The 22,288-nt window shown below is 66.6% G+C and carries 16 protein-coding genes; 2 read left to right on the plus strand and 14 right to left on the minus strand.

The features are described 5' to 3' along the window. Positions 1–99 precede the first annotated feature (99 nt). The 4 genes from acnA to AC3QL3_RS07800 all read right to left on the minus strand — a co-directional run bounded on the left by acnA (position 100) and on the right by AC3QL3_RS07800 (position 5,330). The gene (gene acnA / locus AC3QL3_RS07785; RefSeq protein ID WP_492897809.1) at positions 100–2,850 is read right to left on the minus strand and encodes an aconitate hydratase AcnA; all 2,751 of its coding nucleotides are present in this window, start codon (positions 2,848–2,850) and stop codon (positions 100–102) included. 248 nt (positions 2,851–3,098) lie between these two features. Beyond that, complete coding sequence (gene hflD / locus AC3QL3_RS07790) at positions 3,099–3,722, minus strand: high frequency lysogenization protein HflD (RefSeq protein WP_492897810.1); 624 nt, start codon at positions 3,720–3,722, stop codon at positions 3,099–3,101. Further along, entirely contained in the window at positions 3,715–4,851 is a 1,137-nt protein-coding gene (gene mnmA, locus AC3QL3_RS07795) for a tRNA 2-thiouridine(34) synthase MnmA (RefSeq protein WP_492897811.1), read from the minus strand. Before mnmA ends, hflD begins: the two co-directional genes overlap by 8 nt. Continuing rightward, complete coding sequence (locus AC3QL3_RS07800) at positions 4,848–5,330, minus strand: NUDIX hydrolase (RefSeq protein WP_492897812.1); 483 nt, start codon at positions 5,328–5,330, stop codon at positions 4,848–4,850. The genes mnmA and AC3QL3_RS07800 overlap by 4 nt, the downstream gene beginning before the upstream one ends. A gap of 221 nt (positions 5,331–5,551) precedes the next feature. Between AC3QL3_RS07800 and clpS the strand changes: the two genes are divergently transcribed. Both clpS and clpA read left to right on the plus strand, forming a co-directional pair. Then, positions 5,552–5,878: an ATP-dependent Clp protease adapter ClpS gene (clpS, locus tag AC3QL3_RS07805; protein ID WP_492897813.1), complete on the plus strand. Its 327-nt coding sequence runs from the start codon at positions 5,552–5,554 to the stop codon at positions 5,876–5,878. 259 nt (positions 5,879–6,137) lie between these two features. Next, positions 6,138–8,414, plus strand: coding sequence for an ATP-dependent Clp protease ATP-binding subunit ClpA (gene clpA, locus AC3QL3_RS07810; RefSeq protein WP_492897814.1), 2,277 nt, complete (start codon positions 6,138–6,140; stop codon positions 8,412–8,414). A gap of 153 nt (positions 8,415–8,567) precedes the next feature. Here the strand turns inward: clpA and AC3QL3_RS07815 are convergent, their stop codons facing one another. The 10 genes from AC3QL3_RS07815 to trxB all read right to left on the minus strand — a co-directional run bounded on the left by AC3QL3_RS07815 (position 8,568) and on the right by trxB (position 22,187). Further along, on the minus strand, positions 8,568–9,161 hold the full coding sequence (locus AC3QL3_RS07815) for a hypothetical protein (RefSeq protein ID WP_492897815.1): 594 nt from the start codon (positions 9,159–9,161) through the stop codon (positions 8,568–8,570). Between the two features lie 204 nt (positions 9,162–9,365). After that, the gene (locus AC3QL3_RS07820; protein WP_492897816.1) at positions 9,366–11,567 is read right to left on the minus strand and encodes a TonB-dependent siderophore receptor; all 2,202 of its coding nucleotides are present in this window, start codon (positions 11,565–11,567) and stop codon (positions 9,366–9,368) included. Between the two features lie 53 nt (positions 11,568–11,620). Further along, positions 11,621–13,756, minus strand: coding sequence for a TonB-dependent siderophore receptor (locus AC3QL3_RS07825; RefSeq protein WP_492897817.1), 2,136 nt, complete (start codon positions 13,754–13,756; stop codon positions 11,621–11,623). 153 nt (positions 13,757–13,909) lie between these two features. Then, positions 13,910–15,199 carry a hypothetical protein gene (locus tag AC3QL3_RS07830; RefSeq protein ID WP_492897818.1) on the minus strand — a complete coding sequence of 430 codons (1,290 nt, stop codon included), beginning with the start codon at positions 15,197–15,199 and terminating at the stop codon, positions 13,910–13,912. Between the two features lie 142 nt (positions 15,200–15,341). Further along, positions 15,342–17,678 carry a winged helix-turn-helix domain-containing protein gene (locus AC3QL3_RS07835; protein ID WP_492897819.1) on the minus strand — a complete coding sequence of 779 codons (2,337 nt, stop codon included), beginning with the start codon at positions 17,676–17,678 and terminating at the stop codon, positions 15,342–15,344. Positions 17,679–17,926: 248 nt separating this feature from the next. Next, complete coding sequence (gene infA, locus AC3QL3_RS07840) at positions 17,927–18,145, minus strand: translation initiation factor IF-1 (RefSeq protein ID WP_492897820.1); 219 nt, start codon at positions 18,143–18,145, stop codon at positions 17,927–17,929. 104 nt (positions 18,146–18,249) lie between these two features. Then, positions 18,250–19,026, minus strand: a complete 777-nt coding sequence (locus tag AC3QL3_RS07845; protein ID WP_492897821.1) for a ferredoxin--NADP reductase — start codon at positions 19,024–19,026, stop codon at positions 18,250–18,252. A 311-nt stretch (positions 19,027–19,337) separates the two neighbouring features. Next, entirely contained in the window at positions 19,338–20,063 is a 726-nt protein-coding gene (gene aat / locus AC3QL3_RS07850; protein WP_492897822.1) for a leucyl/phenylalanyl-tRNA--protein transferase, read from the minus strand. Beyond that, positions 20,060–21,265, minus strand: coding sequence for a GNAT family N-acetyltransferase (locus AC3QL3_RS07855; protein ID WP_492897823.1), 1,206 nt, complete (start codon positions 21,263–21,265; stop codon positions 20,060–20,062). Before AC3QL3_RS07855 ends, aat begins: the two co-directional genes overlap by 4 nt. Next, positions 21,237–22,187, minus strand: coding sequence for a thioredoxin-disulfide reductase (gene trxB, locus AC3QL3_RS07860; RefSeq protein ID WP_492897824.1), 951 nt, complete (start codon positions 22,185–22,187; stop codon positions 21,237–21,239). The genes AC3QL3_RS07855 and trxB overlap by 29 nt, the downstream gene beginning before the upstream one ends. Positions 22,188–22,288 lie beyond the last annotated feature (101 nt).

Consider the following 22,288-nt stretch of genomic DNA (forward strand, 5'->3'; position numbering starts at 1 on the left):
CCGAGGCAGCGCCGCCCTCCGCCGTAAGCCAATAGTGCAAGGAAAAACGGCGCGGTTTCCCGCGCCGTTTCGTCTCCTGCATAGCGGTGACGTGGGTGATTACGCCGCCTTCTTCCCAGCCAGCTGACGCAGCACGTATTGCAGAATGCCGCCGTGACGGAAGAACTCGCGTTCCTTCGGCGTCAACAGCAGCACCTTGACCTTGAAGGTCTTCTTGCTGCCGTCCTCGGCCGTCGCGGTGACGTCGGCTTCCTTCGCTTCGCCGTCCTTGAGGCCGGTGATGTCGAAAGTTTCCTTGCCGGTGAGGCCGAGGCTTTGTGCGTTCTGGCCGTCGAGGAACTGGCACGGCAGCACGCCCATGCCGACTAGGTTCGAGCGATGGATGCGCTCGAAGCTCTCGGTGATGACCGCCTTCACGCCGAGCAGCAAGGTGCCCTTGGCGGCCCAGTCACGCGAGGAGCCGGTACCGTATTCCTTGCCGGCCAAGACCACCAGCGGCGTGTTGTCGGCCTTGTACTTCATCGCTGCGTCGTAGATCGCCAACTGCTCGCCGCTCGGCACGTGCACGGTGTAGCCGCCCTCGACGCCGGCCAGCATCAGGTTCTTGATGCGGATGTTGGCGAAGGTGCCGCGCACCATCACGTCGTCGTTGCCGCGGCGCGAACCGTAGGAGTTGAAGTCTTTCGGCTGCACTCCCTTGGAAATCAGGAAGCGCCCGGCCGGCGAATCCTTCTTGATCGAGCCGGCCGGCGAGATGTGGTCGGTGGTGATCGAATCGCCGAACAGACCGAGCACGCGCGCGCCGTGGATGTCTTCGATGCTGCCGGCGCTCGCGCTCATGCCGTCGAAGTAGGGCGGATTCTTGATGTAGGTCGAATCGTCCCAGAGATAGCGCGCGCCATCCGGCGAGGCGATCGCGTTCCAGCGGCTGTCGCCCTTGAACACGTCGGCGTAGTTCTTCTCGAACATGGCCGGATTGATCGCGCCGGCGATGGTGTCGGAGATTTCCTGGTTGGACGGCCAGATGTCTTTAAGATAGACCGGCTTGCCGTCGCTGCCGGTGCCGATCGGATCGGTTTCGAGGTTGATGTCGAGGGTGCCGGCCAGCGCATAGGCGACCACCAGCGGCGGCGAGGCGAGGTAGTTCATCTTGACCTCGGGATGCACGCGGCCTTCGAAGTTGCGGTTGCCCGACAACACCGAAGCGACCGCGAGATCGCCCTCGCCGATGCCCTTGCTGATTTCCGGCGGCAGCGGACCGGAGTTGCCGATGCAGGTGGTGCAGCCGTAGCCGACCACGTAGAAGCCGACCTTCTCCAGTTCCTCCAGCAAGCCGGTCTTCTTGAGGTAGTCGGTGACGACCAGCGAACCCGGTCCGAGCGAAGGTTTGACCCAAGGCTTGGAGGTCAGGCCGCGCGCAGCCGCCTTCTTCGCGAGCAGGCCGGCGGCCAGCATCACGGCCGGGTTGGAGGTGTTGGTGCAGGAGGTGATCGCCGCGATCACGACGCTGCCGTCGCGCAGGGTGAAGGTGCAGCCGTCCTTCTCCACGCGCACGCCGCCGTTGGTCAGATCGTTGGCCGGATTGCCGATCGCGGTGGCGCCGCCTTCGTTGGCGAAGCCGGCGACGTCGACGTCACGCGGCTTGCGGTTGGCGTTCAGCGTCACCAGCGCGTCGACGAAGCTCTTGCGCACGCCGCCGAGCAGCACGCGATCCTGCGGCCGCTTCGGGCCGGCCAAGGACGGCTTCACGTCGGCCAGGTCCAGTTCGAGCGTGGCGGAGAAGTCCGCGTGCGGCGTGGTCTCGTCGTGCCAGAGCCCTTGCGCCTTCGCATAGGCTTCGACCAGGCGAATCTGCGCTTCCTCGCGACCGGACAGGCGCATGTAGTTCAGCGCTTCCTGGTCGATCGGGAAGATGCCGCAGGTCGCGCCGTATTCCGGCGCCATGTTCGCGATCGTCGCGCGATCGGCCAGCGGCAGATGCTTGAGGCCGTCGCCGTAGAACTCGACGAACTTGCCGACCACGCCGAGCTTGCGCAGCATCTGCGTCACGGTCAGCACCAGATCGGTCGCGGTGACGCCTTCGGGCAGCTTGCCGCTCAGTTTGAAGCCGACCACCTGCGGAATCAGCATCGAGGACGGCTGGCCGAGCATCGCCGCTTCCGCTTCGATGCCGCCGACGCCCCAACCGAGCACGCCGAGGCCGTTGATCATGGTCGTGTGCGAATCGGTGCCGAACACGGTGTCGGGATAGGCCCAGTTGCTGCCGTCTTTTTCGGCCGTGAACACCACGCGAGCGAGGTGCTCGAGGTTGACCTGGTGCACGATGCCGGTGCGCGGCGGCACCACTTTGAAATTGTTGAACGCCTTCTGGCCCCAGCGCAGGAACGCATAGCGCTCCTGGTTGCGCTCGAACTCGATCTCGACGTTGGTGTCGAGCGCGCTTTCCGATCCGAACGCGTCGACCTGTACCGAGTGGTCGATCACCAGCTCCGCCGGCGCCAGCGGATTGATGCGGGTCGCGTCGCCGCCGAGCTTGACCACCGCATCGCGCATCGCGGCGAGGTCGACCACGCAGGGCACGCCGGTGAAGTCCTGCAGCACCACGCGCGCCGGCATGAAGGAGATTTCGGTGTCGGGCTCTTTCTTCGCGTCCCACTGCGCGACCGCCTCGATTTCCTTCGCGGTCACGTTGACGCCGTCCTCGTGGCGCAACAGATTCTCGAGCAGGATCTTCATCGAATACGGCAGGCGCTTGAGGTCGAAACGCTGGCCGAGCTTGGCGAGGCTCGAAAAGGTGTAACGCTGGCCATTGACCTCGAAAACGTCCCTGGTCGAGAACGTGTCTGTCATTGCTGGATCTCCTTGGCTGGCATTCGCTCGCGGCCGCGGTGGCTCCGCGGGGGGCGATCCGCGGACGCGGATCGGCGATCAGGCTCGCTATTATCGCGCAAACCGTTACCAAGCTGCGACGTCGACCTTCGCCCAAAGGGCGGCCACCCTCGCCACGTCGCGCGCCGGGAAGGCGAACGGCGTTTCATAACGGTCTGTTTAGAAACGGCTCTCCGGCTCTCGCTCGCGGCGGGCAGCAGTACCGCCGCTCAGCCGCGATCGAGCGTGCTGCGCGCGAGCAGGCCGCGCGCAAGCATGGCGTATTCGCGCCGCCGCATCAGTAGGCGCAGCTGGCTGCCGCCGACCTGACGCCACAACACCGCCGCGCGCACGCCGGCGAGCAGCAGGGCGCGGATCTGCTCGACTTTCTGCGCATCGGCCAAGTGCAGCGGATTGCCGTGCACGACCACGCGCGGGCGCAGCTGCGACAGCGTGGCCGCGTACAGCTCGGCCAGGCGCGCCTGCACGCTCGTGTGGGCGACGCCGAGATGGTCGACTTGGCGTTGGATCGACTCGATGCCGCTGCGCAGCTCGCCCAGCATGGTCGAGTGTCGCGTCAGCCGGCGTTCCAGCCGCAGCACGCCGACGACGAGCTGGGTCAGGGTCAGGTCGCGGCGTTCGTTCTCGAATTGGTCGAGCAGGGTTTCCAGGCCCAGGCGCAGGCCGCTGAGGCCGCCGAAGACGTCGGCGGCACTGTCGGCGTCGAAGCGGAAAACGCTGGCGAGACTGGTCTGCGTCGCACTCGCGTCGGCGCGGCCTTGCGTGGCGATTTCACGCACCAGCCGGCAGGCTTGCAGAACGCCGGCCATCGCGATGACGCGCGATTCACGCATGCGCCATCTCCCGCGCGTGCGATGCCGGACGCAGGCCGCCGAACGGCGCGTCGCAGGCGTCGATCACGCCGCCGCCGAGGCAGACGTCGCCGTCGTAGAACACCACCGACTGGCCCGGCGTGACCGCGCGTTGCGGCTGGTCGAAGCGCACCTGGCAGCGATCGCCGGCGATCTCGACACGGCAGCCCTGATCGACTTGCCGGTAGCGCGTCATGGCCGTGCAGCGAAATTCCGCCGCCGGCGCCGTGCCGGCGACCCAGGTCAGTTCGCTGGCGTCGAGCCGTTGCGACTGCAGCCAATCGTTCGCATTGCCTTGCGCGACGTAGAGCACGTTGTCGGCGACGTCCTTGCCGACCACGTACCACGGCTCGCCTTCGCTGCCGCGGCGGCCGCCGATGCCGAGTCCGCTGCGTTGGCCGAGGGTGAAATAGAACACGCCCGGATGCTCGCCCACAGCGACGCCGTCCGGTGTGCGCATCTCGCCCGGCTGTGCCGGGATGTAACCGGCGAGGAATTCGCGGAAATCGCGTTCGCCGATGAAACAGATGCCGGTCGAATCCTTCTTGTCGTGCGTAGCGAAGCCGGCCTCGCGCGCGAGACCGCGCACCTCGGATTTTTGCAGCTCGCCGAGCGGGAACAGGGTCGCGGCGAGCGCTTCCTGGCCGAGCGCGTGCAGGAAATAGGTCTGGTCCTTGCCGGTGTCGAGCGCGCGACGCAGACGGAAGCGGCCGTCGAGTTCGTCCACGCGTGCGTAGTGGCCGGTCGCGATCTTGCTCGCGCCAAGCGCGCGAGCGTGGTCGAGGAACAGGCTGAACTTGATCTCGCGGTTGCACAGCACGTCCGGGTTCGGTGTGCGGCCACGGCGGTATTCGTCGAGGAAGCGCGCGAACACCTGGTCCCAGTATTCGGACGCGAAGTTGCGCACGTGCAGCGCAATGCCGAGCTTGGCGCAGATCGCGACGGCGTCCTTGCGATCGGCATCGGCGCGGCAAGGGCCGTTGCGCTCGTCTTCTTCCCAGTTGTGCATGAACAGGCCGGCGATCGATGCGCCGGCGCGTTGCAGCAGCAGCGCCGTGACCGAGGAATCGACGCCGCCGGAAAGACCGACGATGGTGTCGGCCGCGTTCACAGGTGGCGGATCGCGTTCAACGGCAGGCGCTGTCCCGCCAGCCAGTCGTCGATGCCAGCCAGCACCATCGGACTGCGCAGGCGCTCCGCGGCGGCGGCGACTTCGGCGCGCGTCATCCACAGCGCGCGCAGGATGCCCTGATCGAGCGGACGCTCGGCGTCGTGATGAAGCGCTTCCGCCGCGAAGGTGAAGCGCAGAAAGTGCTCGCCGTCGGGCGCGCACCACTGCTGCATACCGAGCAGGCAGGTCAATTCGACCGTCCAGCCGGTTTCTTCCAGCGTCTCGCGCAGCGCCGCCTGTTGCAGCGTTTCGCCCGGATCCAGATGGCCGGCCGGCTGATTCAGCACGATGCGGCCGCGGACGTCCTCCTCCACCAGCAGGAAACGGCCCTCGCGCGGCACGACCGTGGCCACCGTCACGTGCGGTCGCCACACCTCGGCCTCGGCCAGTTCGGAGTCTTGCAACGGGATCCTGCTCATCATCATCTCATCAGTCTAACAGGCACCGGCGGAGGCCTTGCGAGGCGGCTTTTCGACATCATCTGTGCGCTGGGCGCCGTACGCACCGATGCGAACAGAAGCTCGAACGAGCGCCGCCGCACCCATTGCGGCGGCGGCTAAGCCTCGCCGGATGCGGCAATTCCGCGGTTTGCGGACGGCGCGGGGCTATAATTGCAGCAGCAGGAATTTGCCAACGAACCATGGCTCACCGACCCGATCAACACACCGAACATCTGCCTGGCCTCGCCGTCGAAGAATCGCGGCCGGAGGTCGCGCGACCGCCGTTGTACCAAGTGATTCTGCTCAACGACGATTTCACGCCGATGGACTTCGTCGTCGTGGTGTTGGAGACGTTTTTCAACCTCGACCGCGAACGCGCGACCCAGGTCATGCTGCACGTTCATACGCGCGGCAAGGGCGTATGCGGCGTGTTCACGCGCGAAGTCGCCGAAACCAAGGTCACCCAGGTCAACGAGTTCTCGCGCACGCACCAGCACCCGTTGCTGTGTACGATGGAGAAAGCCTGAAAAGATTTGAAAAGGGCGGCGGCGGACGACCGCAGGCAGACCCGCACGGAGTAGCTTGTTGCGGGAATGCATAGATCGAAGCACATTTAAAAGTGCGACCAAGGAAGGCCGCGGTTGAAATCACCCGAGGCCGCCGCCGAACGGGATTGCATCGACCTCGGAGGCGCGGCGATCAGGGATGATCGCAAAGCAAACCCAATTGAACCGGGCAGGGATGGCCCGCATATCGTCCGCAGCGAAATACGGAGGCATCCCTCGCATGTTCAGCAAGGATCTCGAAGCCACCATCGGGCAGTGTTACAAGGACGCCCGCGAACAACGGCATGAGTTCATGACGGTCGAGCATTTGTTGCTCGCACTGCTCGACAACGCCTCGGCCACGGCCGTGCTGAGGGCGTGCAACGCGGACACGGCCAAGCTCGCGCGCGATCTGCGCTCGATCATCACCGAAACGGTACCGGTGCTGCCGCCCAACGACGAGCGCGACACGCAGCCGACGCTGGGCTTTCAGCGCGTGCTGCAGCGTGCGGTCTACCACGTGCAGTCGTCGGGGCGGAAAGAAGTCACCGGCGCCAACGTGCTGGTAGCGATCTTCGGCGAGAAGGACTCGCATGCGGTCTACTTCCTCGGCCAGCAGGACGTGACCCGGCTCGACGTCGTCAACTACATCTCGCACGGCATCGCCAAGCTCGGTCACGAGTCCGGCGCGCAGCCGGCGAGCGGCGAACCGGGCAAGGAAGGCGAAGGCGGCGAGGAAGCACGCGGCAATCCGCTGGCGGAGTTCGCCAACAACCTCAACGATCTGGCGCGACAGGGCAAGATCGACCCCCTGATCGGGCGCCACGAGGAAATCGAGCGCACGATCCAGGTGCTGTGCCGCCGGCGCAAGAACAATCCGCTCTACGTCGGCGAAGCCGGCGTCGGCAAAACTGCGCTGGCGGAAGGCTTGGCCAAGCGCATCGTCGACGGCGAAGTACCGGAAGTGCTGAAGGACGCGACGATCTGGGCGCTCGATCTGGGCGCGCTGGTCGCCGGCACCAAATACCGCGGCGACTTCGAGAAGCGCCTCAAGGGCGTCATCACTCAGCTGAAGAAGGAACCCGGCGCGATCCTCTTCATCGACGAGATCCACACCATCATCGGAGCCGGCTCGGCTTCGGGTGGCACGATGGACGCGTCGAATCTGATCAAGCCCGTGCTCGCCTCCGGTGAGCTGCGCTGCATCGGCTCGACCACGTTCCAGGAATACCGCGGCGTGTTCGAGAAGGATCGTGCGCTGGCGCGACGCTTCCAGAAGATCGACGTGGTCGAACCTTCGATCGCCGACAGCTTCGAGATATTGAAGGGCTTGAAACCACGCTTCGAGGAACATCACAAGGTCGAATACACCACCGATGCGCTCAAGGCGGCGGTCGATCTTTCGGTCAAGCACATCGCCGACCGCCTGCTGCCGGACAAGGCGATCGACGTGATCGACGAAGCCGGCGCGCGCCAGCATCTATTGGCGCCGAAGGATCGCAGCGGCCGCGTCGACGTGCCCGACATTGAATTCATCGTCGCGCGCATGGCGCGCATTCCCCCCAAGCAAGTCTCGGCGTCGGATCGCGACGTGCTGCGCAACCTCGACCGCAACCTGAAGATGGTCGTGTTCGGCCAGGACGGGGCGATCGATGCGTTGACCAGCGCGATCAAGATGGCGCGCTCGGGTCTCGGCAATCCGAACAAGCCGATCGGCAATTTCCTTCTGACCGGACCGACCGGCGTCGGCAAGACCGAAGTCACGCGCCAGCTCGCGATGCAGCTCGGCATCGAGCTCGTGCGCTTCGACATGTCCGAGTACATGGAGGCGCATTCGGTGTCGCGTCTGATCGGCGCACCGCCGGGCTACGTCGGCTTCGATCAGGGCGGCTTGTTGACCGAGCAGATCGTCAAGCATCCGCACTGCGTGCTCTTGCTCGACGAGATCGAGAAGGCGCATCCGGACGTCTACAACGTGCTGCTGCAGATCATGGACCGCGGCGCACTGACCGACACCAACGGGCGCGAGGCGAACTTCAAGAACGTGATCGTGGTGATGACGACCAACGTCGGCGCGCAGGCGGCGGCGCGGCGCACGATCGGTTTCGTCGAGCAGAACCACCAGACCGACGCGATGGAAACGCTCAAGCGCACCTTCACGCCGGAGTTCCGCAACCGTCTCGATGCGACCATCCAGTTCAACGCGCTCGATTTCGAGCACGTCCTGCGCGTGGTCGACAAATTCCTGATCGAGCTGGAGATGCAGCTGCAGGAAAAGCACGTCTCGCTGACCGTCGACGCCGACGCGCGCCGCTGGCTGGCGGAGAATGGCTTCGATCCGCAGATGGGCGCGCGTCCGATGGCGCGCGTGATTCAGGACAACGTCAAGCGCCTGCTCGCCGACGAACTCTTGTTCGGCAAGCTCGCCGACGGCGGCAAGGTGCTGTTGTCGCTGAAGGACGGCAAGCTCGCGGTCGATTGCGAGGCGGCCGAGAAAATGCCGGCCGTGGTCGAATAGCCGGTATCGCCGTGCGTCGCCGGTCGCGATTCGCGACCGGCGACGCACGTTTGAACGCGTCATTCCGATGCGGTTGAAGTTCGACGGTTGATGCGTTGCCGGGCAAGGCAGCGCCGAGATTCCCACAGGCGTGTTCGCACCGCCGTAGTTCCGTCACGACGTTCGAGCTTGTCGTGCCGCCCTGTCTCGCCGCACCTGTTGCGCGAAGAAATAGACGATCGTCGCCGTGCCGATCGCCAGCGGCAGGATCTGCGACCACGGTTGCCAGAATCGAACGACATTGCCCACCAGTGCGGAGAGCATTCCGAACAGAGAGGCAATCAGTTTGTAGCTGTGTTCGTAGCGCCAGAGCGTCGCAAACCAGCGGCGCGGAAACAGCCATCGCAGCGCGTCGTAGATCAGCACCGTGGCCAGTCCGCCCAGCGCGCCGTAGGTGAGGGACGATGCATTCTCCGGCTGCAACACGATCGGAACGAGCGGCGCCGCCGCGGCCAGACCCGCCAGTGTCCAGAGGCCGTCGGCCAGCTGCGGTCCTCGTTGGCGCGTGATCGCCGCGCGCCAACCGCCGACCAGCTGATAGGTGACCAGGACGGTCAGCACCGCGAACATCGGCAGAAAGCGAAACAGCACCAAGCCGACCGCGGCCGAGAGATTCACCAGCAGGCCTGCGTAGCAAAAAAGCCGTCCCCAGCGGCGATGCGCAAGGGTGCCCTTGATGCCGGCCAGCTGGCGAAAACCCGCGAGCAAGGCGATCAGACCCGCTCCCACGTGAAGCGAGAGATTCGCCAGATGTGCCGTCTGCATGCTCCCCCCGATCGACTCGGATACGTGCCGACGAATCCGTCTCGCGTCCCATCAGACTAGCCGATGATCGGGGTTATCGGTACGACGGTGACTGCCGTTTCCTCCTGATACGAAGCCGCAACGCCTGCGTTGTGCCTTGCTTTACGCCTACCAGCTATAGCTCGCCGTGCCGACCACCGTGCGCCGGTCCGAGTAGTAGCACACGCCGTAACCGCAGCTGGTGATGCTGAGCTTGTCGGCGAGATTGCGCAGGTTCAGCGCGAAGCCCCAGCGGCCGAGGTCGTAGCCGAGCATCGCGTCGAGCATGGTCGTCGCCGGAACTCGCTTCAGCGCGGTTTCGCCTTCGCCGCGAGTGGAGCTGGCGTAGCGCACGCCGAAGCCGGCTTTGAGGCCGGCGTCGAAGCGATACTCGGTCCAGAGCGAGAGGTTGTTGCGCGGCACGGCGGTGACCTGCTTGCCGATTTCGTCGGGGTTGCTGCTCGCGGTGACCTGCGCACGCTGCATGTAGGTGTAGGCGAGGGTAAGGTTGAGGTGCGGAATCGGTTCGACGTTCGCTTCCAGTTCGATGCCGCGCGAAGAAATCTCGCCGGTCTGGCGCGGAATGAACTGCTGGTCGTTGGTGATGTAGTTTTTGCGGCGCAGGTCGAACACGGCGGCGCTGTAGGTGTCGTTGCTGCCGGGCGGCTGGAAGCGCATTCCCGCTTCGTACTGGCGTCCGCTTTCCGGTTTGAACGGGCTGCCGGTGAGCGGATTGACGGTCGCCGTCGGCGAGAACGATTCGGTGTAGCTGAAGTACGGCGCCCATCCCTGCGGCGACAAATAGAGCAGGCCGACTCGACCGCTGAATTTGTGATCGGGGAAGCGCGTGCGCGAATCGTCGATACGGTTGTCGACCACGCTGCTGGCGCGGTCGAAGCGTCCGCTCAGGGTCATCATCCAGCGCTCGCGCCAGGTGATTTGATCCTGTACGTAGAGGCCGGTCTGGCTCAGCCGGGTGGTGCCGTCGACGTATGGTTCGCCGATCGTGATGGGGCCGCCGTAGACCGGCGCGTAGATGTCCAGCAGCGGCGAGGTGCCGTCGTAGACCGTCTGCTGGTCGACGCGCGTGCGTTGGTAGTCGAGGCCGACCAGGAGTTTGTGGCGCCACTCGCCGAACGCGAAATTGCCCTCGACCTGGTTGTCGAGCGCGAGCGCAGACGTGCTCTCGCGACTGCCGAACACGGTTCTCGACAGATAGCGGTAGTTGGCCGGATCGAGCGGATCGTCCGGATTGATGGTCGCGAACTGCGGCCCCCACAGCTGCGCATAGTTCAGCTTGAGATGGCCGTAGCGAGCGTTCTGGCGCACGCTCCAGGTGTCGTTGAAGCGATGTTCGAATTGGTAGCCGAGCAGTTGCTGGTCTTGATCGAAGCGGTTGAAGCTCGGATCGCCGGCGAACAGCGAGGTCGGAATCTTGGTGCCGATCGGCGTCGGCACCAGCGAGCCGACTTCGGGAAAGAAGCGGTTGAAGACGCCGGCGCGAATGCGTGTGAACGAGGTCAGCACGTCGAGAGTGGTATCGCTGGACGGGCGCCAGGTCAGCGCCGGCGCGAGGTAGTAGCGATCGTCGGGCATGCCCTTGGCCGGCAGCTCGGCATCGCGCACGAAGCTGGTGAGGCGATAGAGCAGACTGCCGTCTTCGTTCAACGGCCCGCTGAAGTCGCCGCCGAGCTGGCGCCGCTCGTAGCTGCCCACTTGCAGCTGCAGCTCGTGCAGCGGCGTTTCCTGCGGCTTCTTGCTGACCACGTTGATGACGCCGCCGGGGCCGGTCTGTCCGTACAGCACCGAGGCCGGGCCGCGCAGCACTTCGATCTGTTCGGTGCCGAAGTTCTCCGTCTGCCACACGCCCCAGGTGCCGTTGTTGCGCAGCGGCAGTCCGTCCAGATAGAAGCCCGGCGAATACGCGTCGAAGCCGCGCAGCACGATCCAGTTGAAGCGCGAATCGCTGCCGTAGTGGCTGATCGCGACACCGGGCACGTAGCCGAGCGCCTGCTCGGCCGTGAGCGCACCGATCGCTCGGATGCGATCGGCGCCGACGATCGAAATCGACTGCGGCGTTTCGATCACGGGCGTGTCGGTCTTGGTGCCGGCGGTGGCGCGCTTGACCGACGCATCGGCGGTGACGTTGACCGCCGGCAATGTCGTGTTCTCGCTTTCATCGGGTGCGGCGGGTTCGTTCTCGCTCGCCGCGTCCGGCGTCGAGGGCGCGGACGGCTGCGCCGCAACGAAGGGTGCGTGGGCACCGAAAACGCACAGCGCCGAAAGCGCGGCGGCGAGCGTGCGGCGCGAAGGACGCGCAAAGGCGTTCATCGTGAAAATCTCCAGGTTCAAAAAGGGGCGAGGTGCGGCGGCGCGCAGCGCGCTCACCAGCGATAGGCCACGGTCGCGGTGACGCGGCGGCGAGTGCCGAGCCAGCAGTCGCCGCGCGCGAGACAGGTCACCACGTAGCGCTTGTCGGTCAGGTTCACCGCATTCAAGGCGAAGCGCCAACGCTCGGCGTCGTAGCTGGCCATCGCATCGAGCAGCGTGTTGGACGGCGTCACCAGATCGTCGGCACCGTCCCAGGTGCGGCCGACATAACGCACGCCGCCGCCAACGCGCAGACCCGGCACGGCCTCGAACGCATGCACGGCCCAGAACGCGCCGCTGTTCTCGGGCAGGCTCTCGGGGCGGAAGCCGGTTGCTTTGTCCTCGGTTTCGGCGTGGCTGAAATTCGCAATCAGCTCCCACGGGCCGAGATTCGCATGCGCTTCCAGCTCGACGCCCTTGGCGTCGATGCGGCCGCGCTGCACGCTGTAGTTGACGTCGTCCGGATCGGGGCTGAGGCGGCCGGTCTCGCTCAGCTTGTAGACCGAGGCGGTCACGCTGATGCGCCGATCGGGCGGCATCCATTTCAGGCCGACCTCACGCTGCTTGCCGCGGCTCGGGCGGAACGGATCGCCGTGGCGGTCGGTGCCGCCGACCGGTTGGAACGATTCGGAGTAGCCGACGTAGGGCGACCAGCCGCCGTCGGCGAGATAGACCAGGCCGAGATTGCGCGTGGTCGCCCAATCGTTCGTGCTGCCGGTGCGCTCGCGGTCGATGTTTTCGGCCGTCGTTTCGATGTGATCGCGGCGCAGGCTGCCGGTGAGCACCCAGCGCTGGTCGAACTTGATCTGGTCCTGCATCACCAGACCGGTCTGACGCGTGCGCGTGCGCGTGAACAGGGTCGGGTCGAGCACCGGCACCGGGCAGTCGCCGTAGACCGGCGCGTACACGTCGAACGGCACCGGGCAGGCGAGATCGGCGACCACCGCCTGCTGCGTTTTCCAATGCATCGCATCGAGGCCGAACAGCAGCGTCTGTTGCACGCGGCCGGACTCCAGATGGCCTTCCAGCAGCAGATCGGTGCTGCGGATCAGCGAGCGGTCGTTGCTGCCGTAGGCGAGACGCGTGATCGTGCGGTTCGGACCGAGCGCGTTGTCGCCGTAGCCGTTGCCGTTGCGGTCGACCTGGCTGAAGTCGGCATAGGTCGAGCGCAGCACGCCGCTGAGGCGGTCCTGGCGCAGGTCGTGGCGCAGGCTCCAGTCGTCGTTGAAGCGGTGCTCGAACTCGTAGCCCACGCGCATGCGCTGGCCGGCGTTGCGGTCCCACTCCGGCTCGCCGACGAAGCGGCTCCAGGGAATGCGTCCGTTCGGCGCCGGCAACAGGGTGCCGGCCCAAGGGAAGAATCCATTCGTGTTGCGGTTATGGTCTTGCTGGTACTCGGCGTACGCGGTCAGCGTGGTCGCCTCGCTCGGTTTCCAGCTCAGCGAAGGCGCCAGGTAGCGGCGATGATCGTCGGCGTAGTCGACTTGGGTGTCGTTGTCGCGATAGAGCGCGACGAGCCGGTAGAGCAGGGTGCCCGATTCGTTCGCGGGGCCGGTCAGATCCGCCGCGATCTGGCGCAGGTCGTAGTTGCCGACTTGCGCCGCGACTTCGCCGGACGCTTCCGCGCGCGGCCGCTTGGCGACCAGGTTGACCACGCCGCCGGGCGAGTTCTGCCCGGCCAGCACCGAGGAGGGCCCGTGCAGGATCTCGATGCGCTCGAAGCCGAAGGGCTCTTCACGCACCAGGCCGTAGTAACCCGAGAGCGGAACGCGCAACCCGTTCAACAGCACCGTGCCGGTGCTGCCGGCGCGCAGGCTGTACCAGTCGCCGCGATTGTCCAGGCCGTATTGGTCGGAGCGGATGCCGGCCGTGTAGCGCAGCGCCTCCTGCAGATTCTGCGCGTTCTGGTCGCGCAGCTGATCGGCGGTGATCACGCTGATCGATTGCGGAATTTCCTCGATCGGCGTGTCGGTGCGCAGCACGCGCGTGCGCTTGGCGACGTAGTCGTCCTGCGTCTGGCCTTGCACCTGCACCGTCGGCAGGGTGCCGGTGGTGGAATCTTCGGGATCGGAATGCGCCTGCGCGCACGGTGTCGCGAGGACGCACAGACAGAAAAACGGCCGCAGCGGCCGCGGTAACGAGATCAGCATGAAAGCTTCCAGTGAGAATGGCGACCGGGAGGATCGACGGCGCGGCTGGAAGCATCTGGCTTGCGCGGATCGTGCGCGAATTCTAGCGGCTATCGCGCGCGCTCGAAACCGCCTGCGATTTGGACGGCCGCCGTGAGCCGGCGGCGATTTCGATCAAGGAGGCGTGTCGAAGCCGTCGGCGAAGATCGCCTCGGCAGTGTGGAAGTACGCCGCGCCTTGCGCGCCGTGGTCGCCGATGCTGGCGTAGTAGGCGCCGGTCAGGGCGACGCCGGCGGAAATGCCCACCGCGATGCCGAAGTTGTCGCGTTCGGCGCCGTCGCTGGCGTTGAGCCGCTGGGTTTCACTCCAATGGCCGCCGCCGAATCCGAACAGATACGACGCGCCCTGGTATTGACGGCCGTTCACATCGACGTCGAATGCGCCGACGATCGCCTGCGCGCCGTCGAGATCGAGCGCATAGCCGAAGTAGCGCGTGTTGTCGGGCGCGTCGCTGCCGCGCAAGGTCTGCACTTCGTGCCAGAGGCCGTCGCTGCGCCGGAGCACGTAGGCGGCCTCTTTCAGCGGCGCGCCGATCAAAGCGGTGTCGGCGGACATCGCGATCGCCTGGCCGTAGCCGTCGACCGGTTCGCCCGCGCTGCCGACCAGCTTCTGGCTCTCGCTCCAACTACCGTCGGCGGCGTCGAAGGCGTACGCGGCACCCTGCATCGCATGCCCTTCGACCGTCGCGCCGGCAGCGCCGATCAGAGCGGTCTGCCCCTCGATCGCGACCGCGAGGCCGAAGTGATCGTCGCCGGCACCGTCGCTGGCGCTGAGCTTGGTGACTTCGGTCCAACTGCCGCCACTGGCGGAGAACACGTAAGCCGCGCCTTGGTCGGTCTTGCCGGCGATGTCGGCATACGGCGCGCCGATCAGCGCCGTGTCGCCCGACACGGCCAACGACCAACCGAAGTTGTCGTACTCGGCGGCGTCGCCGGCGACCAGCTTTTGCGTCTCGCTCCAGACCTCGCCGCTGCGCGTGAAGACGTACACGGCACCGGCGAAGCGGGCGCCGTCGACGCTGACCCCGTTGGCGCTGATCAGCAAGGTATCGCCGTCGAGCGCGATCGCTTCGCCGAACTGATCCGATTCGGCACCGTCGCCGGCAACCAGCTTCTGTGTTTGCGACCACACGCCATTCCTGAGCCGATACAGATAAACCGCCCCCTGCGCGGCATGGCCGTCGACGGTGGCGACGTAGGAGGCGATCGCGGCGGTATCGCCCGCGATTGCGAGCGCATAGCCGAAGTTGTCGCCGGCGGCGCCGTCGACGGGGCTGACCTTCTGTTCGGTCCAGGCGGGGACGGAAGCGATGGGCGCTATCGTCGGCAGCGGCAGCGGCAGCGGCAGCGCGAGGACGAGGCCGGTGCTGAAGAGTATGGGGAAGATCTGCGTGGCGGCGGACATCATCGATACGAGCGGCTTCGGCGACGGACCGGCATGGGTCGAGATCGCCGACCTTGCCAGCGCTCGTGGGCGACGGCATTCGGAACACCTCAAATCGACATTCCTAGCGCGTGACGATTGCGCTCGAAAGGATCGAGCGCCGCTACGGCGGCTTTTGCAGGTCCGCGGGGATGCTGCGCTCGCCGGCCAGTGCGCGCGTGCGCGTCAGCGCGCCGCGCCAGGCCGGCACCGAGCCGGCCGCATGATAGAGGCGCAGCTGCAACAGCGAGGCTTCGTAGTTCTGCGCGACCCACGGCGCGACGCGCTCGACGATCACGCTGGCGCGCTCGGTGTCGTGGCGGTCGATCAGCCACGACGCGTAGGCGGCAGCGACCTGCAGCAGGTCCAGCGGCGTGCGGCCATGTTCGGCCGCAGCGAGCGCTTGTTCGAATGCAGTCTGCGCGGCGGCCGCGTCGCCGTCGGCGACGGCGAGTTCGGCTTGCGCCAGCAACGCGTACAGCGGGCCGGCCGTTTCGGTGTCGCGAGTGGATTGCGCCTTCATGCGGGCCAGGCTGGCCGTCGCCGCAGCGCGATCGCCGCTGGCGATCTGCGCGCGCACCTGGGTCAATCCATTGCGCAGGCGTTGGCGTGAATCGTCGGGCTGGCCGAGCGCATCGAAGGCACGGCTCGCGCTGGCGGCGGCGCTTTTGTGATCGCCGGCGGCGAGCAGGCGCCGCGCCGCGATCGCCTCGGCGCGACCGCGCAGGAGGGCGTCGTCGAGGCGGGCGAGCTCCGCCTGCAAGGCGTTCCACAGTGCGTCGGCGGCGCGCACGGAACCGTTCGCGTCGAGGATCTCGATGCGGGTCAGGCCGGCCATCGCGCGCGGTCGCGGGTCTTTGACGCGAGTGGACAAGTCGCGCAGCCGCGGTTCGATCGTCGCCGCGGCGGCGGAATCGAGCAGCACCAGGCGCGCTTGTGCGACCGCGTCCCAGGCATTCAGCGCGGCGTAGTACACGCGCAGCGATTCGAAACGCTCGGCGGCGCGTTCGAGTATCGGAATCGCCTCGGCGTAGCGGTCGCGCAGCATTTCGAAGGCGCCGAAGTTCGAGTCGATGAAGGTCAAGGACAAGCTGTCGCCGGCATTGGTCAGCGCGATGCGCGCGCTGGCGAAGTCGGCCAGCGCGGTCTCGTCGTGGCGCAGCGACATGCGCGCGGCGGCACGGTCGGCGTAGGCCTTGCCGAGCTGGCGCTGATTGCGGCTGCCGCCGAGCAAGCGGATCGATTCGCTGTGCAGCGGTTCGGCCGCGGCCGGGTCGTTGCGGCGCAAGGCGATCACGCCGAGCGCGTCGAGGATACGTGCGCGCAGTACCGGATCGCGTTCGGCCGAAACCTGCTCGCGCAAGCGCGCCAACGCCGCGGTGGCGGCGTCGAGACGACCGCCTTGGGCGTCGATCTTGGCCAGACGGAAGGCGACTTCCGGATCGTCGCGTTCGGCCGGTGAGGCGTGCTCGATCAGTGCGCGCGCTTCGTCGAGGCGATCGTTCAAGGTCGCCGCTTCCACTTGCTGCAGCAAGGTACGCAGCGGAAGACCGCGGCCGTCGGCATCGACGCGCTCGAGGCCGAGCTGGGCGGCGAGGTCGTCGGCCGCGGCGGTGGCTGCTTCCAGTGCGTCGTCCGCTTCGCCGTGCGCGCTCAACGAGGCCGGGCGGCCATGCACCGCGCGCAGCCGCAGTTGCCAGCGCCCGCCTTCTCGCGTAGCGCTCGGTTGCAGCACGAGGCCGGCGGAAGCGGCGCGTGCGAGTCGTTCGAGCTCGGCCGGATCGGAGGTATCGAATACGCGCGTCAGTTCGACGGCTTCGTCGCTGGCGACGACGCGACGGCCGCGCGAGCGCAGGCGATCGGCGATCAGATCCATCAAGCCGAGCCGCACCCAGGGCGAATCGGCGGCATCGCCGACCACCACCGGCAGGATCAACATGGCGTCGTCCGTCGGCGCCGATACGTCGTGGCGCGCTTGGCGTTCGAACGCAAGCCACGTTACGACGGCCAGCAGCGCGAGCATGGTCACGGCGGCAGCGGCGAAGAACCGGCGGCGATGCGTCACGCGCGGCGGCGAGACCGTCGGCGCCATCGCTTCATCGGCGCCGGCTGGCGCCGTTGCAAGATCGGTAGCCTGCGCGAGTTCGGTCGGCGCGACCCAGTGATAGCCGAAGCCGACCACGGTGCGAATGAAATGCTGTTCGCGGCCGGTGTCTTCGAGCACGCGCCGTGCGTGCAGGATGGTCTGGTTGAGCACGCTGTCGCTGACGTCGGTACGGCCCCAGACCGCGGCGATCAGCTCGTCGCGACCGACCGCGCGTTCGCGCCGAGTCAACAGATAAACCACGCAATCGAAGGATTTCGCCGGCAACGCGAGCCGCTCGCCGCGGCGGCGCAGTTCACGCGCATCGACGTCGATGAGGATGTCGCCGGAACGGTAGAGAGAGGCGGGCGGCGACATCGCGTTCGTTCACCCGGCGGGCGGCGGAAAGTTGGGCCGGCAAGCGGTTCCGGCCGCTCGAAAAATCGCTTGGTTCTGCGCGCTCGCTAGAGCAAGACGGAAGCGCTGCAGGAAGTTGCCGGTGAGGGCACGGAAATCCGCTTCCACACCCGTACGCATCCCTGTGCGGCATGGAATGAAAGGTGGCGCGAATCGAATCTTCGACCTGCGTACATCCTTGTACGGTCGAGGATGAGTGCGTCCCGCACTCACTTCATGCGGTAGGTGATGCGGCCCTTGGTCAGGTCGTAGGGGGTCATTTCGACCTTGACCTTGTCGCCGGTCAGAATGCGGATGTAGTTCTTGCGCATGCGACCGGAGATATGGGCCGTGACCACGTGACCGTTCTCGAGCTTCACGCGGAACACCGTGTTGGGAAGGGTTTCCAGTATCGTCCCTTCCATCTCGATGACGTCGTCTTTGGACATTGTTCCCTTGATTTGGCGGGGCCGGTCGGCCCAGAAAGGCGCGCGATTCTGCCACGATCGCGCCTTGACGTGAAGCGAACGGCTCCGATCGTGCCGATCGGCGGCTATTTCTCGACGAAAGCGCGCTCGAAAACGTAGTCGCCCGGATGCCCCGAGCGCGGCGAGGCATGGAAGCCGCGCGCATCGAGCAGCTTGCGCGTGTCGGCCAGCATCGAAGGGCTGCCGCAGATCATCAGGCGGTCGCGCGCGGGATGCAGCGGCGGCAGGCCGGCCAGCTCGGCCAGGCGTCCGTCGTCGAGCAGCTCGGTCAGGCGGCCTTCGATGCGAAACCGTTCGCGCGTGACGCTCGGCAGGTAGACCAGCTTCTCGCGCAGCTGCGGACCGAGGAATTCGTGCTGCGGCAGCTCGCGTTCGATGAACTCGGCGTAGGCGAGGTCGGCCGTCTCGCGCACGCCGTGTGCGAGCACGATGCGATCGTAGGCTTCCAGCACCTCCGGGTCCTGGATCAGGCCGATGAACGGCGCGAGGCCGGTGCCGGTGCCGAGCAAATACAGATGGCGGCCCGGATGCAGGTCGTGCAATACGAGCGTGCCGGTCGGCTTGCGGCTGACCAGGATCTCGTCGCCGACCTGCAAATGCTGCAGGCGCGAGGTGAGCTGGCCGTTCTCGACCTTGATGCTGAAAAACTCCAGATGTTCGGCCCAGCCGGGGCTGGCGACGCTGTAGGCGCGCATCAGCGGGCGCCCATCGAGCGGCAATCCGATCATCAGGAACTGGCCGCTGACGAAGCGCAGGCCGGCGTCGCGCGTGGTGCGGAACGAGAACAGGCTGTCGTTCCAGTGGTGAACGTGAGTGACGCGTTCGACGGCGTGCTGGGTCATCTCGGAGCGTAGCGGCGGATCGGAGCGAAGGGAGCTGTACATTTTCCGGCGGAGCGTGATGGCTGGGGATGGGGCGCGATGTCCCAGGCCGCGGCACAGGAGGGCGTGCTACCCGTCCTCATGTCGCGATCGGTGCGCCGGTTTCGGCGTCGCGGAAATTCGGCTGGGTGGATCGACGAAACGCGTGGTGGATGCGGGCGCGGCTCGTCTTCTGCCTGCGGATCGGCGTGCATTGCCGCAGCCGCCGATTGGTGCAAATGATAGTTATTCTCATTGAGCGCGACAAGGTATCGCCTGGCGCGGCTGTGCAATTAGCCGGTGAACTCGCGCGGCTGCGGCAGGCGCCGCCCGGTCCATGCACCGATGTCCGCTTCCGGCGCGGCCAGTTCGACGACGCGCTTGCAGAAATCTTCGCGCGGCAGCTCGAAAGCGCCGAGCGTGGACAGATGACTCGATGCGAGTTGCGCATCGAGCAGCGGAAAGCCCCATTCGCGCAGCGCGGCGGCGAGGCCTAGCAAGGCGACCTTGGAGCCGTGCGTGTCCGCGCTGAACATCGATTCGCCGAAGAACATGTGTCCGACGGCGACGCCGTAGATGCCGCCGACCAATCGTTCGCCGTCCCAGGCTTCGACCGAATGCGCATGGCCGAGCGCATGCAGCCGCTCGTACGCGGCGAGCATCTCGGCCGTGATCCAAGTGCCGCGCTGCGTCGCGCGCGGCGCAGCGCAGGCGCGCACGACCTCGCCGAAGGCGTGATCGGCGCGCACGCTCCAATCGCAGCGGCGCAGCCAGCGCGCGAGCCGGCGCGGCACGTGCATCGCCGCGGTGTCGAACACGCTGCGTTGCGACGGCGACCACCACAGGATCGGCTCGCCGTCGGAAAACCACGGGAAGATGCCGCGCCGATACGCCGCGAGCAGCCGCTGCGGCGACAAGTCGCCGCCGGCGGCGAGCAGTCCGTCCGGTTCGCGCAGCGCGTGCTCGATCGGCGGAAACGCGTCGGGGTCGCCCGGATCGAGGAAGGGCAGGCGGATCATGCGTGCTGCGCGAACGGCGAATGCGCCAGCAGATCCTCGCGATACTCCTCGAGCGCGTGCGTCTCGCGCTGCAGCGCATCGGCGATCGCCTGGCGGAAACGCCGGTCGGCGATCCAGTGGAACGAGCGCGTGCGCGTGGGCAGGAAGCCGCGCGCGAGCTTGTGCTCGCCCTGCGCACCGGGCTCGAAGCGGCGCAAGCCTTCGCGCAGGCAATACTCGATGCCCTGGTAGTAGCAGGCTTCGAAGTGCAGCGCTTCGACCTGTTCGTGCGCACCCCAGTAGCGTCCGTACAAGGTGCTCGAGCTGCGTAGCATCAAGGCGCCGGCGATCCAGCGATCGTCGCGCCGGCACAGCACGGCGACGACCTGGCGCGGCATCGTGCGGCCGAGATGGCGAAAGAAATCGAGCGTCAGCGCGGCGTAGTTGCCCTTCTCGTCGAAGGTCGCCAAGTAGAAATCGTGCAGCGCCTGCCAGTCGGCGTCGGCGAGTTCGTCACCGTGGCGCACCACGCAGTCGACCCCGGCGCGCGCGACGCGTGCTCGCTCGTGGCGGATGTTCTTGCGCTTCTTGTGGTTCAGTGCGGCGAGATAGTCGTCGAAGTCGCGCCAGCCGGCGCCGCTCTCGGACACCGGGTTGTCCCAATGGAACTGCCAATCGCCGCGCGGCAGCCAAGCGCTGCCGGCGAAGGCGGCCGCATCCTCGTCCGTGGCGAAATTCAGGTGCGCCGACGAAAGACGCAGGCGCTCGGTCTCGCCGCGCAGCGTCGCGATCAGGGTCGCGCGCAAGGCGTTCGCGTCGGTGCCGTTGCCGACCAGGAGGCGCGGTCCGGTCACCGGCGAATAGGGCACCGCGCACAGCAGTTTGGGGTAGTAGTCCAGACCGTGTTGTTCGTAGGCGTGCGCCCACGACCAGTCGAACACGAACTCGCCGTGCGAATTGCCTTTCAGGTACAGCGGCGCCGCGGCGACCAGATGCTCGCCGTCGTACAGACCCAGGTGATGCGGCTGCCAGCCGGTGCGCGCGTCGATGCAACCGTGCTGCTCGAGCCCGGCCAGAAAGGCGTGCTCGAGGAACGGATTGTCGTCCGCGCGCAGCGCGTTCCAGGCGGCGGCGGGAATCTCGTCGAGCCGCCGATGGAAGCGCGCTTTCACTGCCGGAGAGGCGGCTCCCGCCTCAACCCTTGTCGAGGTACTTCTCGGCATCCAGCGCCGCCATGCAGCCGAAGCCGGCCGAGGTCACGGCCTGCCGGTAGACCTGATCGGCGACGTCGCCGGCGGCGAACACGCCCGGCACGCTGGTCGCGGTCGCGCCGCCGGCGAGCCCGGTCTGGATCTTGATGTAGCCGTTGTTCATTTCGAGCTGGCCCTCGAAGATCGAGGTGTTGGGCGTATGGCCGATCGCGATGAACGCGCCGCTGACCGCGATCTCGCGCTTGCTCTCGTCGGCGGTGCTGCGCAGGCGCAGGCCGGTGACGCCGGTGTCGTCGCCGAGCACTTCGTCGACCGCGTGGTTCCAGACCACTTCGATCTTGCCCGCGCGCTCTTTCTCGAACAGCTTGTCCTGCATGATCTTCTCCGCGCGCAGCTTGTCGCGGCGATGCACCAGGGTGACCTTGCGGCAGATGTTGGACAGATATAGCGCTTCTTCCACCGCCGTGTTGCCGCCGCCGATCACGGCGACGTCCTGCTCGCGGAAGAAGAATCCGTCGCAGGTCGCGCAGGCGGACACGCCCTTGCCCTTGAAGTGTTCTTCCGAGCGGATGCCGAGATATTTCGCGGTGGCGCCGGTGGAGATGATCAGCGCATCGCAGGTGTATTCGCCGGCATCGCCCTTGAGGCGGAACGGATGCTGCGAAAGATCGGTGCTGTGGATGTGGTCGAACACCATCTCGGTGTTGAAGCGCTCGGCGTGCTCGGCCATGCGCCGCATCAGGTCCGGTCCCTGCAACCCTTCGACGTCGCCGGGCCAGTTGTCGACATCGGTGGTGGTCATCAGCTGGCCGCCTTGGGCCAGGCCGGTGATCAGCGTGGGCTTGAGATTGGCGCGTGCGGCGTACACCGCGGCGGTGTAGCCGGCAGGGCCGGAACCGAGAATGATCAGGCGCGAGTGCTTGGCAGTGCTCATGTATAATCCAGGCCGCTTTCGAGGCGACCGATTCGTGGCGTTTTCTTCCGATACCGGCACAAAAGTGCAGCGCCGGTCGGTCCAATCCCCCTTCCTGCTCC

This window comes from Dokdonella sp. GW821-FHT11D02 (genome assembly GCF_058808595.1).

Coding starts and splice junctions, on each gene's coding strand:
- acnA (WP_492897809.1), bottom strand. CDS start 2,850: ATGACAGACACGTTCTCGACCAGGGACGTTTTCGAGGTCAATGGCCAG.
- hflD (WP_492897810.1), bottom strand. CDS start 3,722: ATGCGTGAATCGCGCGTCATCGCGATGGCCGGCGTTCTGCAAGCCTGC.
- AC3QL3_RS07800 (WP_492897812.1), bottom strand. CDS start 5,330: ATGAGCAGGATCCCGTTGCAAGACTCCGAACTGGCCGAGGCCGAGGTG.
- clpS (WP_492897813.1), top strand. CDS start 5,552: ATGGCTCACCGACCCGATCAACACACCGAACATCTGCCTGGCCTCGCC.
- clpA (WP_492897814.1), top strand. CDS start 6,138: ATGTTCAGCAAGGATCTCGAAGCCACCATCGGGCAGTGTTACAAGGAC.
- AC3QL3_RS07820 (WP_492897816.1), bottom strand. CDS start 11,567: ATGAACGCCTTTGCGCGTCCTTCGCGCCGCACGCTCGCCGCCGCGCTT.
- AC3QL3_RS07825 (WP_492897817.1), bottom strand. CDS start 13,756: ATGCTGATCTCGTTACCGCGGCCGCTGCGGCCGTTTTTCTGTCTGTGC.
- AC3QL3_RS07830 (WP_492897818.1), bottom strand. CDS start 15,199: ATGTCCGCCGCCACGCAGATCTTCCCCATACTCTTCAGCACCGGCCTC.
- AC3QL3_RS07835 (WP_492897819.1), bottom strand. CDS start 17,678: ATGTCGCCGCCCGCCTCTCTCTACCGTTCCGGCGACATCCTCATCGAC.
- infA (WP_492897820.1), bottom strand. CDS start 18,145: ATGTCCAAAGACGACGTCATCGAGATGGAAGGGACGATACTGGAAACC.
- AC3QL3_RS07845 (WP_492897821.1), bottom strand. CDS start 19,026: ATGACCCAGCACGCCGTCGAACGCGTCACTCACGTTCACCACTGGAAC.
- aat (WP_492897822.1), bottom strand. CDS start 20,063: ATGATCCGCCTGCCCTTCCTCGATCCGGGCGACCCCGACGCGTTTCCG.
- AC3QL3_RS07855 (WP_492897823.1), bottom strand. CDS start 21,265: ATGCCGAGAAGTACCTCGACAAGGGTTGAGGCGGGAGCCGCCTCTCCG.
- trxB (WP_492897824.1), bottom strand. CDS start 22,187: ATGAGCACTGCCAAGCACTCGCGCCTGATCATTCTCGGTTCCGGCCCT.